This window comes from Massilia cellulosiltytica (assembly GCF_047325105.1).
Lineage (GTDB): Bacteria > Pseudomonadota > Gammaproteobacteria > Burkholderiales > Burkholderiaceae_D > Telluria > Telluria orientalis.
In genome coordinates this window covers 2,439,967-2,454,282 of the sequence record NZ_CP168562.1, presented here as the reverse complement: position 1 = coordinate 2,454,282, position 14,316 = coordinate 2,439,967, and the positions used below count along the sequence as shown (strand labels likewise).

Annotated in this window: 13 protein-coding genes and 1 pseudogene; 6 read left to right on the top strand and 8 right to left on the bottom strand. The window is 64.2% G+C overall.

Annotation, left to right across the window (positions count from 1 at the left end):
* Window positions 1-75 precede the first annotated feature (75 nt).
* The 3 genes from ACEN9H_RS10995 to aroE all read right to left on the bottom strand — a co-directional run bounded on the left by ACEN9H_RS10995 (window position 76) and on the right by aroE (window position 2,632).
* A complete protein-coding gene (locus tag ACEN9H_RS10995) occupies window positions 76-972 on the bottom strand; it encodes an SMP-30/gluconolactonase/LRE family protein (protein ID WP_413674754.1) in 897 nt (298 codons plus the stop codon).
* Window positions 973-1,039: 67 nt separating this feature from the next.
* Window positions 1,040-1,759, bottom strand: coding sequence for a ribonuclease activity regulator RraA (locus tag ACEN9H_RS10990; protein ID WP_413674753.1), 720 nt, complete (start codon window positions 1,757-1,759; stop codon window positions 1,040-1,042).
* 12 nt (window positions 1,760-1,771) lie between these two features.
* Window positions 1,772-2,632: a shikimate dehydrogenase gene (aroE, locus tag ACEN9H_RS10985; RefSeq protein WP_413674752.1), complete on the bottom strand. Its 861-nt coding sequence runs from the start codon at window positions 2,630-2,632 to the stop codon at window positions 1,772-1,774.
* A 295-nt stretch (window positions 2,633-2,927) separates the two neighbouring features.
* Here aroE and ACEN9H_RS10980 point away from each other — a divergent pair, with 295 nt between their 5' ends.
* From ACEN9H_RS10980 to ACEN9H_RS10970, 3 genes are all read left to right on the top strand, one after another.
* Window positions 2,928-3,980: a LacI family DNA-binding transcriptional regulator gene (locus ACEN9H_RS10980; protein WP_056134938.1), complete on the top strand. Its 1,053-nt coding sequence runs from the start codon at window positions 2,928-2,930 to the stop codon at window positions 3,978-3,980.
* A gap of 304 nt (window positions 3,981-4,284) precedes the next feature.
* Window positions 4,285-5,064 (top strand): rhamnogalacturonan acetylesterase, encoded by a 780-nt coding sequence (locus tag ACEN9H_RS10975; protein ID WP_056134941.1) that lies wholly within the window; start codon window positions 4,285-4,287, stop codon window positions 5,062-5,064.
* A 70-nt stretch (window positions 5,065-5,134) separates the two neighbouring features.
* Window positions 5,135-6,565, top strand: coding sequence for a NosD domain-containing protein (locus tag ACEN9H_RS10970; RefSeq protein ID WP_413674751.1), 1,431 nt, complete (start codon window positions 5,135-5,137; stop codon window positions 6,563-6,565).
* 6 nt (window positions 6,566-6,571) lie between these two features.
* On the opposite strand, the gene ACEN9H_RS10965 is transcribed toward ACEN9H_RS10970, so the two are convergent.
* From ACEN9H_RS10965 to ACEN9H_RS10955, 3 genes are read right to left on the bottom strand one after another with little or no spacing between them, the layout of a single operon-like run.
* Complete coding sequence (locus ACEN9H_RS10965; protein ID WP_056134947.1) at window positions 6,572-7,756, bottom strand: SGNH/GDSL hydrolase family protein; 1,185 nt, start codon at window positions 7,754-7,756, stop codon at window positions 6,572-6,574.
* A gap of 10 nt (window positions 7,757-7,766) precedes the next feature.
* Complete coding sequence (locus ACEN9H_RS10960) at window positions 7,767-8,333, bottom strand: TetR/AcrR family transcriptional regulator (RefSeq protein ID WP_413674750.1); 567 nt, start codon at window positions 8,331-8,333, stop codon at window positions 7,767-7,769.
* 42 nt (window positions 8,334-8,375) lie between these two features.
* Window positions 8,376-9,248: a LysR family transcriptional regulator gene (locus ACEN9H_RS10955; protein ID WP_413674749.1), complete on the bottom strand. Its 873-nt coding sequence runs from the start codon at window positions 9,246-9,248 to the stop codon at window positions 8,376-8,378.
* A 107-nt stretch (window positions 9,249-9,355) separates the two neighbouring features.
* Here ACEN9H_RS10955 and ACEN9H_RS10950 point away from each other — a divergent pair.
* Window positions 9,356-9,556 (top strand): annotated as a pseudogene (locus ACEN9H_RS10950) (SDR family NAD(P)-dependent oxidoreductase); the annotation flags it as partial.
* 31 nt (window positions 9,557-9,587) lie between these two features.
* Complete coding sequence (locus ACEN9H_RS10945) at window positions 9,588-11,135, top strand: MFS transporter (protein ID WP_413674748.1); 1,548 nt, start codon at window positions 9,588-9,590, stop codon at window positions 11,133-11,135.
* A 201-nt stretch (window positions 11,136-11,336) separates the two neighbouring features.
* On the opposite strand, the gene ACEN9H_RS10940 is transcribed toward ACEN9H_RS10945, so the two are convergent.
* Both ACEN9H_RS10940 and ACEN9H_RS10935 read right to left on the bottom strand, forming a co-directional pair.
* Window positions 11,337-11,669, bottom strand: a complete 333-nt coding sequence (locus ACEN9H_RS10940) for a hypothetical protein (protein ID WP_413674747.1) — start codon at window positions 11,667-11,669, stop codon at window positions 11,337-11,339.
* A gap of 27 nt (window positions 11,670-11,696) precedes the next feature.
* A complete protein-coding gene (locus tag ACEN9H_RS10935; RefSeq protein ID WP_056134963.1) occupies window positions 11,697-12,578 on the bottom strand; it encodes a helix-turn-helix domain-containing protein in 882 nt (293 codons plus the stop codon).
* A 219-nt stretch (window positions 12,579-12,797) separates the two neighbouring features.
* Here ACEN9H_RS10935 and ACEN9H_RS10930 point away from each other — a divergent pair, with 219 nt between their 5' ends.
* Window positions 12,798-14,198 (top strand): aspartate ammonia-lyase, encoded by a 1,401-nt coding sequence (locus ACEN9H_RS10930; RefSeq protein ID WP_413674746.1) that lies wholly within the window; start codon window positions 12,798-12,800, stop codon window positions 14,196-14,198.
* The last annotated feature ends 118 nt before the right edge of the window (window positions 14,199-14,316 follow it).

The window sequence follows — 14,316 nt, the reverse complement described above, 5'->3', positions numbered from 1 at the left end:
CGTTACAGTGCCGTGACGATGCCGGGTTCGCCCGGCATCGTCACGTATCAGTCGCGGTAACCCGGCACGGTGCGCTCAACCGCGAAACAGGGTTTCCGCCACGCCTGTGACGCCAGGGCGCAGCAGGACGACCGCCCCGGCCCAGTCGTCCCCCTCGGCCTTGCCGGCGGAGATGGACGTCACCAGCAGGGTGTCGAGCCCGGCGCCGCCGAAGCTGCACATGGAGGGTTTCAACATCGGTACATCGATGCGCCTGTCCAGCCTTCCATCAGGCGTAAAGCGCAGGATGCACCCGCCGTCATTGCCACAGATCCAGTAGCAGCCGTCGCTATCGACCGCCGCCCCGTCCGGCCGCCCGGCAAGCGCATTCATGTCGACGAACAGGCGCTGCCTGCTCGGCATGCCGTCGTCGACGTCGTAGTCGAATGCCCACACCAGCTGGCGTTGGGGATGCGAGTCGGACAGATACATGGTACGCCCATCGGGCGACCAGGCCAGGCCGTTCTGCACCAGCAGGCCCGAGACGACGGGCGCCGATACACCGTGCTGCGCGGTGTAGCGATGCAGGTTGCCCAGCGGCCGGTTGGCGGCGATATCCGCGCACATGGTGCCGCTCCAGAATCGCCCCTGGCGATCGCAACGACCGTCGTTGAAACGCATGCCGCGACCCAGGCCCCCGGCCGGCGCCGCGAGCTTCCGTTGGGCAGCCATTGGGCCACTGCCCAGTTCGAGGCTGAAAATGCCGCTCTCCATGCCCGCTATCAAGCCGCCGCTTTGCTTGAGCGCGATCGATGCGACCATTTCCGTCGTTTGCCAGGTGTCGAGCCGGCCCGACGCCGCATCCAGGCGCCAGATGGTCCTGGCCGGAATGTCGACCCAGTACCATGCGGCCTGTTCGGTGCACCACAGCGGGCTTTCCCCCACGCTGCAGCGAACGTCGGCGACCATGTCGACGCCGTGTGTGTTTGTCATGTGAGCCATTGGATCCTTGCATGTTGGTTGGAAGCGCCGGTTCGCCGCACGCCGGGTGCCGTCCTTACTAGGCGCCGCGGCGTGCCCGCCAGGCTTCATAGAGCGGCAAGGTCTCTGGAGCCGTTGCGGGATACAGGCCGATGATCGATGCGCCGCCTGCCACCTGTTCCAACACGAAGTCCTCGAAACGCTCCATCTCGAGCGCGTCGCGCGCGACCTCCTCGGCCAGGTGGGCCGGGATGCATACCACGCCGTCGTCATCGCCGACCATGATGTCGCCGGGATACACGGGCACCCCACCGCAGCCGATGGGCGCGTTCAGGTCCAACGCATGGTGACGGATCAGGTTGGTCGGCGCCGAGGGGCCGGCGCACCAGGCCGGCATATCGAGCTGGGCGATACCGCTGGCATCGCGCAATCCGCCGTCCGTGACAATGCCGGCCGCGCCACGCACCTGCATGCGCGTGGCCAGGATGCTGCCGGCCGACGCCACCGAGACATCGCCGCGGCAGTCCATGACCAGCACCGCGCCAGGGGGGATTTCCTCGACCGCCACGCGCTGCGGATGGCGCGGGTCGCGGAAGGTCTCGATGCCGTCCAGATCCTCGCGCGACGGGATGTAGCGCAGGGTGTAAGCCGGTCCGGCCAGGCGCTGCCCCGGCTTGAGCGGGCGCGCTCCCTGAATGAATACATTGCGAAAGCCACGTTTGTACAGCAAGGAGGTCAGGGTGGCGGTGCTGACGGTCTTGAGGGTGTCTAATGTGCTGCGGGATACTGCTTGAGTCATGTTTTGGTCCGGTTAAATAGTCGATTGAAATTGTTCCGCTTTCCGGGATGTGCACTGGTCGCCGGCACGCAGTGCGGTGTACACCGGCGCCGTGTCGGGGCGCACTGCGCGCCACAGTAGAAAGGCTTCCGCTGCCTGTTCGACCAGCATGCCCAAGCCGTCCCGCGTGTCTACGCCGTGCTCGGCCGCGAAGCGCATGAACACGGTTGGCTCCCTGCCGTACATCATGTCGTAAGCCAGGGCGCCGGACGCGAACACCTCCGCGCGCACCGGCGGCAACTGATCGTCCATGCTGGCCGACGTGGCGTTGATGACGACATCGAAGCCGCCCTGCAGCGCATGAAAATCGCGGGCCAGGATGTTCCCGTGCGCGGCAAACCCGGCAGCCAGTCCGGCCGCTTTCGCTGCCGTGCGATTGGCGATCGTCAGCGATGCCGTGCCCGCCTGCAGCAGCGGCAGGACGGCACCGCGCGCCGCACCGCCCGCGCCGAGCATCAAGACCTTCTTGCCCTCGAGCGCGACCCCTGCGCCGTGTTCGATATCGCGCACCAGGCCCGCGCCGTCGGTGTTGTCGCCCACGATACGTCCGTCGACGATATGCAGCGCATTGACCGCGCCGGCCGCACGGGCGCGCGCGGTCAGCATGTCGGCCAGCCCGTGCGCCTCGAGCTTGAAGGGTACGGTCACACTCAAACCCTTGCCGCCCTGCGCCACGAAACTGCGCACGGAGGTGGCAAAGCCGTCCAGCGGGGCCAGCAAGCGCTCATAGGCAAGATTCTGTCCGGTCTGCCCGGCAAACGCGGCGTGGATCTGGGGTGACTTGCTGTGGGCGACCGGATGGCCGATCACCGCGTATCGATCAGGTGCGTTCATTGGTTGCTTCTTTCAATTTGTGTGAGATTTCCTCGCTCCGCCACACTAAAGCGATTTACTGTAACGATTTAGTGAGGGCAGCGCAGGTTACTGTCAAATCGTGTCCGCGTCAACGGGGCATCGAGCGGACCCGGGGGATCTCCCCAGATTGATGCGATCGGTTTCAAGGTATTCTGCCGAATGGCGCTGCAGCTGGCGCGGCCCCTGTTTGCATCGTTTTACTAGAACCATGGACTATAATGCGGTTGTCCAGGCGACAATGCCGTGCGCCGGATGTTGAGCCGACTGAGAAACCATGAGCGAACCAAAGATCCAGGACGTCGCGCGCCTGGCGGGCGTATCCCCCTCGAGCATCTCGAACTACCTGAACAACCGGATGGGCCAGATGCGCCCGGAGACGCAGGCCAAAATCGAATGGGCGATCAAGCAGCTGGGCTACCGTCCGAACATTGCCGCGCGCCAGCTCAAGACCGGCGTCGCCGCCATGGTCGGCCTGCTCGTGCCGTCGCTGGCCAACCAGTTCTTCGGGGCGCTGGCCTGTGCGGTGGAAGCCGCCGCCGCACGCCACCATTGTCACGTCATGACCTTCAGCACATTTCGCGACCCGGAGCGCGAGCGCACCCTGACGGCAGACCTGCTGGCGTATGGCGTACAGGGCGTGATCACCGGCTCGGCACTCAGCGACACCAATCACCTGGCATCGATCGCGGCGCGCTGTCCGGTGGTGGCGTTCGACATCAAGCAAACCGACGAGCGCCATTCCCACATCAACACCATTTCGATGGACAACGCGGCTGCCACCGGGATCGCGGTGGCGCATCTGGCCGCGCTCGGCCACCGTGCGATTGCGCTCCTGACGCCCCCGCCCTTCACCCTGAACCGGCAGGAGCGGGTGCGCGGTTTCCAGCACGCCGTCGCCGAAGCCGGCATCAGCGGCGAGGTGTTGATTACCGACGCCTCCGACATACCCAGCGACCCGCATGGTGACACCCAGTTATTCGAGATGGGCCGCAGCAGCGCGGCGCGCATCCTGGCGGCACCCTCCAGGCCGACCGCGGCCATTGCCATCAACGACATGATGGCAATCGGCGTCGGGGTCGGCCTCAAGCAGCTGGGCAAGCGGATTCCCGCGGATTGCTCGCTGATCGGCATCGACGACATTTTTTTCGCGGCCGCGCATGATCCGGCCCTGACCACCATACGCCAGCCGATCCAGGCCATGGCCGACGCAGCGGTCCAGCGCATCCTGGCGCCCGCCTCTGCCCCCGGCGGCGCCTTGTTCGCGCCGGAGCTGATCGTGCGGGAATCGACCGCGCTGCCTGCGCGCTCGCTCGCAAGCGCACCATGAGGACATCATGACGGGATCGCTGGCAACGGCGTCATCCCTGATCCGTGGACACTGCACCCTGACCTGACCGTCGACCAGCCGGGCAGAATCCTTGCGTTCGCTGGCGACGATCGACCGCGGCCGCCTGCCGCCGACCGCAGCGCGGCAATCCAGACCGGCCGCCAAATTCTCCCGCACGAATTCCCTGTATTCATGCGCACCCTGCCAATCGACTAAATCGATGCACTAAATCGTTGCACCAACACGATTTCTCCTGTAGATTGGCTCGCACGGCTAACGACCATCTCTAATTCGGGAGACCATCATGGCACGACGCTTCCTTACTCTTTCCGTAACGATTGCCCTGGTTCTTTGCGGCGGTCTTTCCGCTGCTGCCGACCTACCCAAACCTATCCGCGTCATCCTCGTCGGCGACTCGACCATGGCGAGCGGGAGTGGCTACGGCGACGCCCTGTGCGCGCGCTTCGTTGCCGAAGCCAAGTGCATCAACCTGGCGCGCGGCGGCCGCAGCACGTCGACGTTCCGACAGGAACAACGCTGGGCCGAAGTCGAGACCCTGTTGCGCGACGGGGACGCCTTCAGCGCCACTTATGTGCTGATCCAGTTCGGACACAACGACCAGCCCGGCAAGGGCGAGCGTTCGACCGACCTCGTTACCGGGTTCGGGCCCAATATGTCGCGCTACGCGAGCGAGACGAAAGCGCTCGGCGGCGTGCCGGTCCTGGTCTCGCCGCTCGCTCGCCGGACCTTCAAGGGCCCCTATTTGAAAGACACGCTGGGACCTTGGGCAGAGGCCACCCGCGTGGCCGCGGCTCGCGAAAAGGCGGCCTTCCTCGATCTGCATGCCGACAGCATTGCGGCATTGCAGGCGATGGGCCAGAAAGAAGCCGACACGCTGGCGGTGGCGCCGCCGGAACAAGAACCCGTCTCTTCCAATCCGAACGGCGTCGAAGTCGTCGGCGCACCGAAACGGGCGTTCGACTATACCCACGTCGGCGCCAAGGGCGCGGAATTCTTCGCCAGGATGGTCCAGGCGGAATTGACGGCCGCGATTCCGTCCATCAAACCTTACTTCAAGCCGTAGGCTGACCATTGTTGGCCTATGTATTTCCACACCGCGTACGCACGGACAGATGAATCTATTGGAGGGGACAATGAATATCAACAATCCGAATTTCAACAAATTGGGTATCGGCCTGGCCATGACCATGCTGGTGGCCGGTTGCGGCGCCGGCGATACGGTCAGCGGCACCAGGACCAGCAGAGTGTTATCCACCATCACCACGACAGTCCCGCCGGGCAATCCTGGCCTGCGCGAATCAGACGGCACTCTCCATGTGATTCCCACGCCGGCCGCCGCACCCACGATCGTCAATGTCGTCACCCGGGCAGCCGAATTAGGCAAGAATATCGATCTGGCGGATAACTCGATCAGTGACCAAGCAGCCATCGATGCCGTTCTCGCCGATGTCGCACCTGGCAGCACCGTATATTTTCCGAACGGGACGTACAACGTTTCCAAGATCGCTTTGAAAAAGAGCGGGGTCCATATCATGGGTCAGAGTCGCGACGGTGCCATCATCAAATCCGACCTTTCCCTGGCCGGTTCGGCCATGACCATCATGGGTTTGCACGATATCGTGGTCGGCCATCTGACGTTCACGTCGACCTGGGCTGGTACCTATTCCACCGATACGGTGAACAACAATCCGTCTGCCGGAGGTCCGCTCAACATGATTGCGACCGGCAAGAATACCTACAATGTCACGATCGACAGCGTCGTGTGCGAAAAGTTCGACCGCATCGGCGTGCGTATCGGCGGCGGTTCGCACGACATCCTGGTGAAAAGTTCGATCGCCCGTAATGCCACCGATGTCGGCGGGGGCGGAGCAGGATACGGATTCGTCATCACCGGTGATTCCCACCTGGATGCCGGCACGAATCCTTTCCTGGGTAACCCGCTGAAAGACACTTATTTCGTAAAGTTCGACAACAATACGACCGTGGCACCGTATATTCGCCACGGCGTGATCGTGCAATATTGGGCGCACAATAACCTGATTACCAATAGCCACTTCGACGGCACCAGACTCGACTCGATCGATTTGCACGGCGAAGATGAATACGCCAACGAAGTCACCAACAACCCGATCACGAATTCGCAACGTGCCGCCATCGCGCTGGGCAATTCCGGCTCCACCCATGACAAGACCGGCGTCGCTAACTGGATCCACGATAACGATCTGGTCGGCAATACTCTGGGTATTTGGGTTGGGTACGGCACCCAAGGCACGACAATCGAGAACAACACGATCCGTGACAATGCGTCGCTCTCTCCCGTCTCCCCTCGCGGCATTTTGTTGGGCAGCAGCACCGGCACTGTAGTGAGCAACAACACCATCTCCAATAACACCGTACCGGGATTCATCGCTCTTTATCTGGCAGATGATCCGGCCGCGGGCACGGAACCTGCAGGCGGTCCGAAAAACTGGACGATCAGCGGCAACACGGTCACCAACAGCGGGACAGCATTCAAGGATGCAGCCAGCCTCGACAGCGGCAATAGTATCCAGGCCACGTGGTAGCCGGTTTCAAGCGAATGGACGCCCCTCGCCGAAGGCTGCGGCGGCAAACCGCTCTCCCATCAGCGCGTGCGTCGCACCATCCGGATGCAGCCCGTCGGGCAGCGGCAGGCGGGCATGATCCGCGCCGCCGTACAGGACACGCCCGTCAAGATAATGGATGTTCGGGTCGCTGATGCGCCGTTGCGTCACGATGTCCTTGAGCACGTCGCGGATGATCCTCAAGGTCAGCTTGCCCTTCGCAGCGTCCTCGTCCATGCCGGCGGCCTGGAACTTCAATTGTCCGTCCGAAAAAACGGGCAGCGAGGGGCCGGGCGTATCTTCATGGATAGGGCACAGGATGGGAGACAGGACCATGAGTGGTGTCGTCTTGTGGCCGTCGCGGATCGTGTCCAGGAAGCCATGCACGGCCGGACCAAAACCGCGCAGGCGCATCAGATCCATGTTGACGACATTGATACCGAGCTTGAGGCTGATGAAGTCGGCCTGCTGGTCCCTGATGGTGCGGGCCACGAAAGGATCGAGCAGCGCACTGCCGCCAAAGCCCAGGTTCAGCAGATCGACGCCGGCAAGACGGGCCACCACGGCCGGCCAGATGCCCGTCGGATGCCGGGCGTTGGAGCCATGGCTGATCGAGCTGCCGTGATGCAGCCATGTAGTTCGGCCACTGTGCCCGCAAGCGTCCAGCGCTGCGTTGCCGCGCAAGGTGAAGAGCTCGGCGGCCTCGTCGTGAGGCAGCCAGATTTCTACCTCCTTGCTGCCGGCCGGCAGATCGGCGAAGCGCAGCAGGCCAGGCCGCCCTTCCTCGACCTCCGCCCACGGCGCCGTGCCCGTGGACCATGTCGACGGGTCGATGCGCACGACACGTCCGCCAGGGATCGTGCCTTGCCGGACCAGTCGTCCGTCGATCACCAGGTCCCAGGTGCCGTCCGGGCGCGGCGGCAGGCCGGTGTAGACGCGTCTGGTCGGCAAGGCTTCCAACTCGATTGCGGTTGCCTCTGTACGGAAACAGATGCGCACGCCGGACGGCTGCGCCTCCGCCATTAGTAATTGCGGATCGGCCCATTGCCTGCGTGCCCAGGCTGGCAAGCGGTGCGGCACGATCCCGTATTGCGTGTTCTCGAGTTCGATCCAGCCGCGCAGCATCGCTGCCGTGACCGGCGTGCTGAACCATTGTGCGCATGATCGCGTCATCGGCCTGCCCTCATTTTCCAAGCGAACAAAGCATGGCATGCAGCGCGTCGAGCGTCACCTGCCAGGAGGCCTCCGGCGACGGCCGGCTGTGGCCGAAGCTTCCCGACGACTCGAGCATCGTGAAGCCGAGGAACACGCTGCCCAGGAGACGGATCGCGTGTGTTTGCGCATGCTCGTCCAGCCCATACCCGCGCAGGACGGCCCGGGTCGCCTGCGCGATCCTGGCCCCGCCGCTGCGCCCGGCCGCCTCGCCGTCCAGCGGATGACGCGCGGCGGCAAAGAGCCCCGGGTGGGCCCTGGAAAAGTCCCGGTGGGCATCGGCGAGCGCGATCAAGGCGTCCCGGCGGGCACGGCCGGCGATCGCATCCGCAATTCGGTCCGCCAGCTTGTCCAGGGCATACAGCGCGACGCGGACCTTGATGTCGTTCGCGCTGGCCACATGGGAATACAGGCTGGCGACTTTCACATCGAATTGCCTGGCAAGCGCGCTCGGCGTGACCGCCTCGAATCCGGACGCATCGGCCAGCTTCGCGCCAGCCTCGACCAGGCGGTCGATTGTCAGTCCTGCCCTTGCCATGGTATCCCCCTCCAAATATAGCTAGGAGAATACCTAAAACTATTAGGTTTGTCGAGCATGGGGCTCGGTGTGCACCATGGCGTCCGCGATTTCCAGCATCGCGCGCAGGCGGTCCATATGCCGCAGGTCCTGGTGGTAGCCGACCCAGACGTCCCTGCCGGGCGGCTGGTCCGGCGTGTCGATACGCTGCAAGCCGGCCGTTGCGTCGCCCAGCGGCCTTGGCAATACCGCAATGCCCATGCCGCGCAGGCACATCTGTGCCTGAACGGCCCGGCTCGTGCTTGTGAAGACCCGCCGCGAGTGCGGGAACCTGTCGAGCAACCAGGCGACATCGGGAAAGTGGGATTGCGCGGTATTCATGAGAATCAATCCCACCGAAGCCGGATCGTTCTGCATCGCCGCCGCGGTGTCAGCCGAGCCGTACAGACCGTAAGGCACCGTCATCAGGCGGCGCTGGACGATGTCCGGCTCGCTGAACGGCACGATGCGAAACGCCACATCGGCCTCGCGGCGCGACAGATTCAACAAGCGGTAGCTGGCGATCACTTCCGGCACCACGGCCGGATGGCGGTGCGTCAGTTCGGCCAGGACGGGTGCGAGGACATAGCCCGCAAACCATTCAGCGGCAGATATCCGCAAGATGCCTTCAAGGCGCTCGTGGTTGCCCGCCAGACGCCTCTCCATGGCCAGCGCGGCATCTTCCATGGATTCCGCCAGGCCCAGCACGGCATCCCCGGCGTCCGTGAGGACCAATCCATCCCTGGTCCTGCGGAAGAGCGCCTGCTCCGCCTCGTCTTCGAGCGCCTTGATCCGGCGCCCTACCGTCGGATGGCTCACACCCAGGGTCCGCGCGGCCTCGCCGAACGATCCGCTACGCACTACCGCCAGGAAAATCCGGACGTCGCTCCATTCCATTCATAACTCCGTACAAAAATGTACGTGAAATGTACATGCATGGCAGTTCACACACAATAGTGTACGCGTCACCATGACGTCGTTGCCAACTATTGCAAACCTCAAACATGAACAAGTTGAAAGACAAGGTCGCCATCGTGACGGGTGCTTCCAAGGGTATCGGCGCGGCCATCGCCCGCCACCTGGCGGCGGACGGCGCGCAGGTCGTCGCCAATTACGCCTCGAGCAGGAGCGGTGCCGAAAAAGTGGTTGCCGACATCGAAGCGGCCGGCGGGACGGCCATTGCGGTGGACGCGGACGTCACCAGGAAAACGGTGCGCTGAAATTCCAGGAGGTGTCATGTCACAAATTCATTCCGCCCCACCCGAGCCGCGCCGCTGGGCGATGTTCGCCGTCCTGCTGGTCGGCTCCTTCCTGCCACCGCTCGACTTCTTCATCGTCAACGTGGCGCTGCCGTCCATCCAGGGTGACCTGGGCACCTCGTCCTCGGCCGAGCAGATGGTCATTTCCGCGTATGCCGCGCTGTATGCGGTCACCCTGATCACGGGCGGGCGCCTCGGCGACCTGTTCGGCCGCAGCCGCGTATTCTTCCTCGGCCTGATCGGCTTCACCGCCGCGTCGCTGCTGTGCGGTGTCGCCTGGTCGCCCTGGGCCCTCATTGCCGGGCGCGCCCTGCAGGGCATCACCGCCGCGGTCATGGCGCCGCAGGCGCTCGCCTCCATCCAGGCCATCTTCCCGGAATCCGACAAGCCGCTGGCGCTCAGCCTGTACGGCGCGGTGTTCGGCCTGGCCTCGGTCATCGGGCAGGCGCTGGGCGGCGTCCTCATCGCGCTGGACCTGTTCGGCATGGGATGGCGCGCGGTCTTCCTGGTCAACTTGCCGGTAGCCATCCTGGTGATCCTGTTCGGTATCCCTCTCTTGAAACGGACGGGCGGACAAGGCTCGGGCAAACTGGACCCGGGCGGCATGGTCTTGTCGATGCTGACGCTGGCGCTGCTGATCGTGCCGCTGATCGAAGGCCGCGCGGCCGGATGGCCCTGGTGGTCCTGGCTGTCGCTGGCTGCGGCGCCCCTGCTGGCCCGGCTCTTCTGGCGCTACGAAACCCGGCTCGCGCAGGCTGGCGGGGCGCCCCTGCTCGATCCCGCGGCCCTGCGTGCGCCGGGGCTGGGCCGCGCCCTCCTGGTCGCCCTGTCCTTCTATTCGATCGGTTCCTTCTTCCTGCTGTTTTCGGTCTATCTGCAGAATGCCTTGCGCGTCAGCGCCCTGGACGCCGGCCTGGTCTTCCTGCCTTTCGGCGCCGGATTCCTGCTGGGGCCCCTGGCCACGCCCTGTTTCCGCCGGCACCTGGGCGAATGGGTCAATCCGCTCGGCATGGGACTGGAAACCGCCGGCTTCCTCGGCCTGGCATGGCTGATCTCCGCGACGCCGGACGGCATGGCGCCGGCATCCAGGCAGCTTGCCGTCCTGCTGTTCTTGATCGGCTTCGGACAGGGGCTCGGCTTGCCGACGCTGATGACGATGATCACGGGCCGCGTAGCGCCCGCCCATGCCGGCATGATCGCCGGCATCGCCAGCTCGACCCTGCAGGTGAGCACCGCGCTCAGCGTGGCCCTGGTCGGCGGGATCTTCTACACGGTCCTCGGCGGACGGGACGACCCGGCGGCGATCGCCCACGCCTTCGTCCTCGCCGCCCTGTGCATCGCCCTCTGCCTCGGCGCCGGCGTGGGGCTGGGCATGACGCTCGCCCGCCGCGCCGCCGTCGCGTCCAGGCAAGACCACTTTGCGATGACCGGCAATGAACCGGTGATCGTTTTGACTACCGCAACCGGCCCGACCGACACCGTGCATGACAACCCGGCGGACGATCCGGGCCGCCGGAGCCGGTGAATGGCGAGACATCGATGTTGCCGGCCGGGGTATTTTCGCGGAACGATTCCGTTTCGGGCGGGTCAGGCGCCGCGCCGTTCGCGGTCATTCCCGTATGCGCCGGTTCGAGCGCCCAGGTCCAGGCAAAACGCGTCATGGCGCTCTTGGATGCCGCGTAGACAGTCCTCTCGGGCATCCCGAGATCGACGCGAACGGTCCTGTCTAGAACGGCCGCTTCGACGCCATGTACTCGTTGATCACGGCACTTGCCGTGGCGAGCAATGCAGCTTCTCCCTGACCGAGTGCCGCGCTCAAGCGGTTCATATAGCCAAGCAGCTGCTGCTTGGACTCGTTGGCGGACTCGGTCGAGATCGGTTCATCGTCGTGCAGGATGACGTAGCTGCGCGCGAAATTGTAGATGAGAAAATAAATGGCCGCGTTGCCGGGGTCGCTGCCCATCAGTTCGCGCGTGGCGTCCTTCACGGCGAGAAAGGCATCGGTACCGCTGCCGTTCGGGCTGTGCTCGAACTGTTGAGTAATGTCGTCGAAAGTCATGGTGGTTCTCCAGCCTTGAGTTGATGTTCAAACCTGCTGCAGCATCTTGCGTAGTATCGCTGCGCCTTCCTTGCCCTTGTACGCGCGCTTCCACAACGTGGCGACCATGTCGCTGTAGAGTGCGACTGCTTCGGGCGCGGCAGTCACGGATGCGATCCCGCACGAGATGTTGGGAAACTCGCCGAACCGGAACGGGCTGACGGCGACATACGCCCCGCTGGGGCGCTCGAATATCTGGAACGTGGAATTCGGCATGCTTTCATCGACGATCCCGATCTGCATGTCCAGCGGCGAGTCTTCGAGGAGTGCCGCGATGCGGGTCACCTCCGCACGCGCGGCGAGGGAGCGTTCCATCTTGACCGACGGGGGCAGGTCCATGCGGCCGATCAGGCCGAAGTGAACGAAGCGTTCGAGTTCCCGCAATCCGATCAGGCTCACGATCGGTGCCGGATGCGATGCGTACTCGCGTTTCCGTTCCTGCAGCAGCGACATCAGCGCACTGATGCGGTCGTCCGCCAGGCTGTCCTCGCTCTCGCGCAGCATCTGTTCCAGGTGACGGATATAGCCGCTCGACGTGAGCAGGAACGACACGGGCTCGAAGTGCGCCATGATCCTGGTCGCGCCCTGCTCGAGCTGGCGCATGCGCTCGATATAGGCCAATGCGGACGAGTAGTACTCCGTACCCACACCCAGCATCGACGCCAGCGAGGTCCGCAATATCACCGCCAGGCGCTCGAGCGTCTCGATCTTCACGATCTCGCCCTTTTCCATCCTGTACACGGCCGCCCTGGAAATACCGAGCAGTTCAGCTACCTGTTCAGCGCGCAATCCGGCGCCGATCCTGTAGGCGCGCAAACGGGAGCCGATCTCGGCGCCGTTCATGGAAGTCGTCTGTACCCGGTCGTTCATCGTCGTCTCAATATTTAGATTCCTCACTATAGCAGATCTTTGCATGCCCGCAAATGTTTCCACAGACCGCGAAAAAAGCGCTTGCAAAACGAAAAAATTCGACCATAATCTAAAAAAAGAGACAGATGCACCGACTCTCACACCGGAAACGGCTGATCCGCCGTGGCCGACCTTGAATAACGTTTCAACACGTCAACATTGTCTAAAAAAGGAGACAACATGGGCCGCATGGAAAAGGATTTGCTTGGCAACCTTTCAGTGCCTGACGATGCGTACTGGGGTGTGCACACCGCCCGGGCCGTCGCCAATTTCCCGATCACGGGGCGCCAGGTCGGCACGTATCCGACCCTGGTCCGGGCTTTGGGCGCGATCAAGTACGCAGCAGCAAAAACCAACTGCGTCCTCGGCCTGCTCGACGAAAAGCGCGCGTCGGCCATTGCCGGCGCGAGCGAAGAACTGATGCAGGGCCGCTGGCGCGAGCAGTTCGTCGTTGACGTGATCCAGGGCGGCGCCGGTACGTCGACCAACATGAACGCCAACGAAGTCGTCGCCAACCGGGCACTGGAGCTGCTCGGCGCGGGCCGGGGCAGCTACAGCGTGGTCCATCCCATCGACCACGTGAACCTCGGCCAGAGCACCAACGACGTGTATCCGAGCGCGCTGAAGCTCGGCCTGCGCGAGGCCGCCACGGGCATGCTGCGCCCTGCCCTCGAGGGTCTGATCCAGTCGTTCGCGCTGAAGGCCGAGGGCTTCGACGATGTCCTCAAGGTCGGACGCACCCAGTTGCAGGACGCCGTGCCGATGACGCTCGGCCAGGAATTCCGTGTCTTCGCCGACACGCTGCGCGCGGAAGTGAACCGCCTGGACGTGGCCCTGCAGGACCTCACGGTCGTCAACCTCGGCGGCACGGCGATCGGCACCGGCATCAACTGCGACGCGCGCTACGGCATGATCGCCTGCACCTATCTCTCGACCATCTACGGCACCGAGATCCGGCTGGCACCGAACCTGATCGAGGCGACCCAGGATACGAGCGATTTCGTGACCCTGTCGTCCGCGCTGAAGCGCATCGCCGTCAAGCTGTCCAAGATCTCGAACGACCTGCGCCTGCTTTCCAGCGGCCCCGTCGCCGGCCTGCGCGAAATCAACCTGCCGGAACGGGCGGCGGGATCCAGCATCATGCCGGGCAAGGTCAACCCGGTGATCCCCGAGGTGGTGAGCCAGGTCTGCTTCCAGGTCATCGGCAACGACGTCGCCATCGCCCTCGCGGCCGAGGCCGGCCAGCTGCAATTGAACGCGTTCGAGCCGCTGATGGCCCATTTGCTGTTCGACGGCATCCAGGTGCTGTCCGCGGCGTGCGGGACGCTGGCCGACAACTGCGTCGACGGCATCACCGCCAATGCCGAGCACATGGCCGCCCAGCTGCAGCGCTCGGCCAGCCTCGCGACGGCCCTGAACCCGCACATCGGTTACGAGAAAGCGTCGCTCGTCGCCAAGGAAGTGGTGCGTTCGGGGGCCACGGTCGTCCAGGTCGTCAATGCCATGGCGCTGATGGAAGAGGACGAACTGGCCGCCCTGCTGCGTCCGGAATTGCTGACGCGCCCGGGCCGGATGGCCTGAGCCCCATACAAAAACCAAACCACAAGGAGACAAACATGGCGACTCGCAATGCGGCGGATATGCTGCCGACACAACTGGAACTGGACGATGCGCAGCAGGACGTCTACGCCCGCAAGGC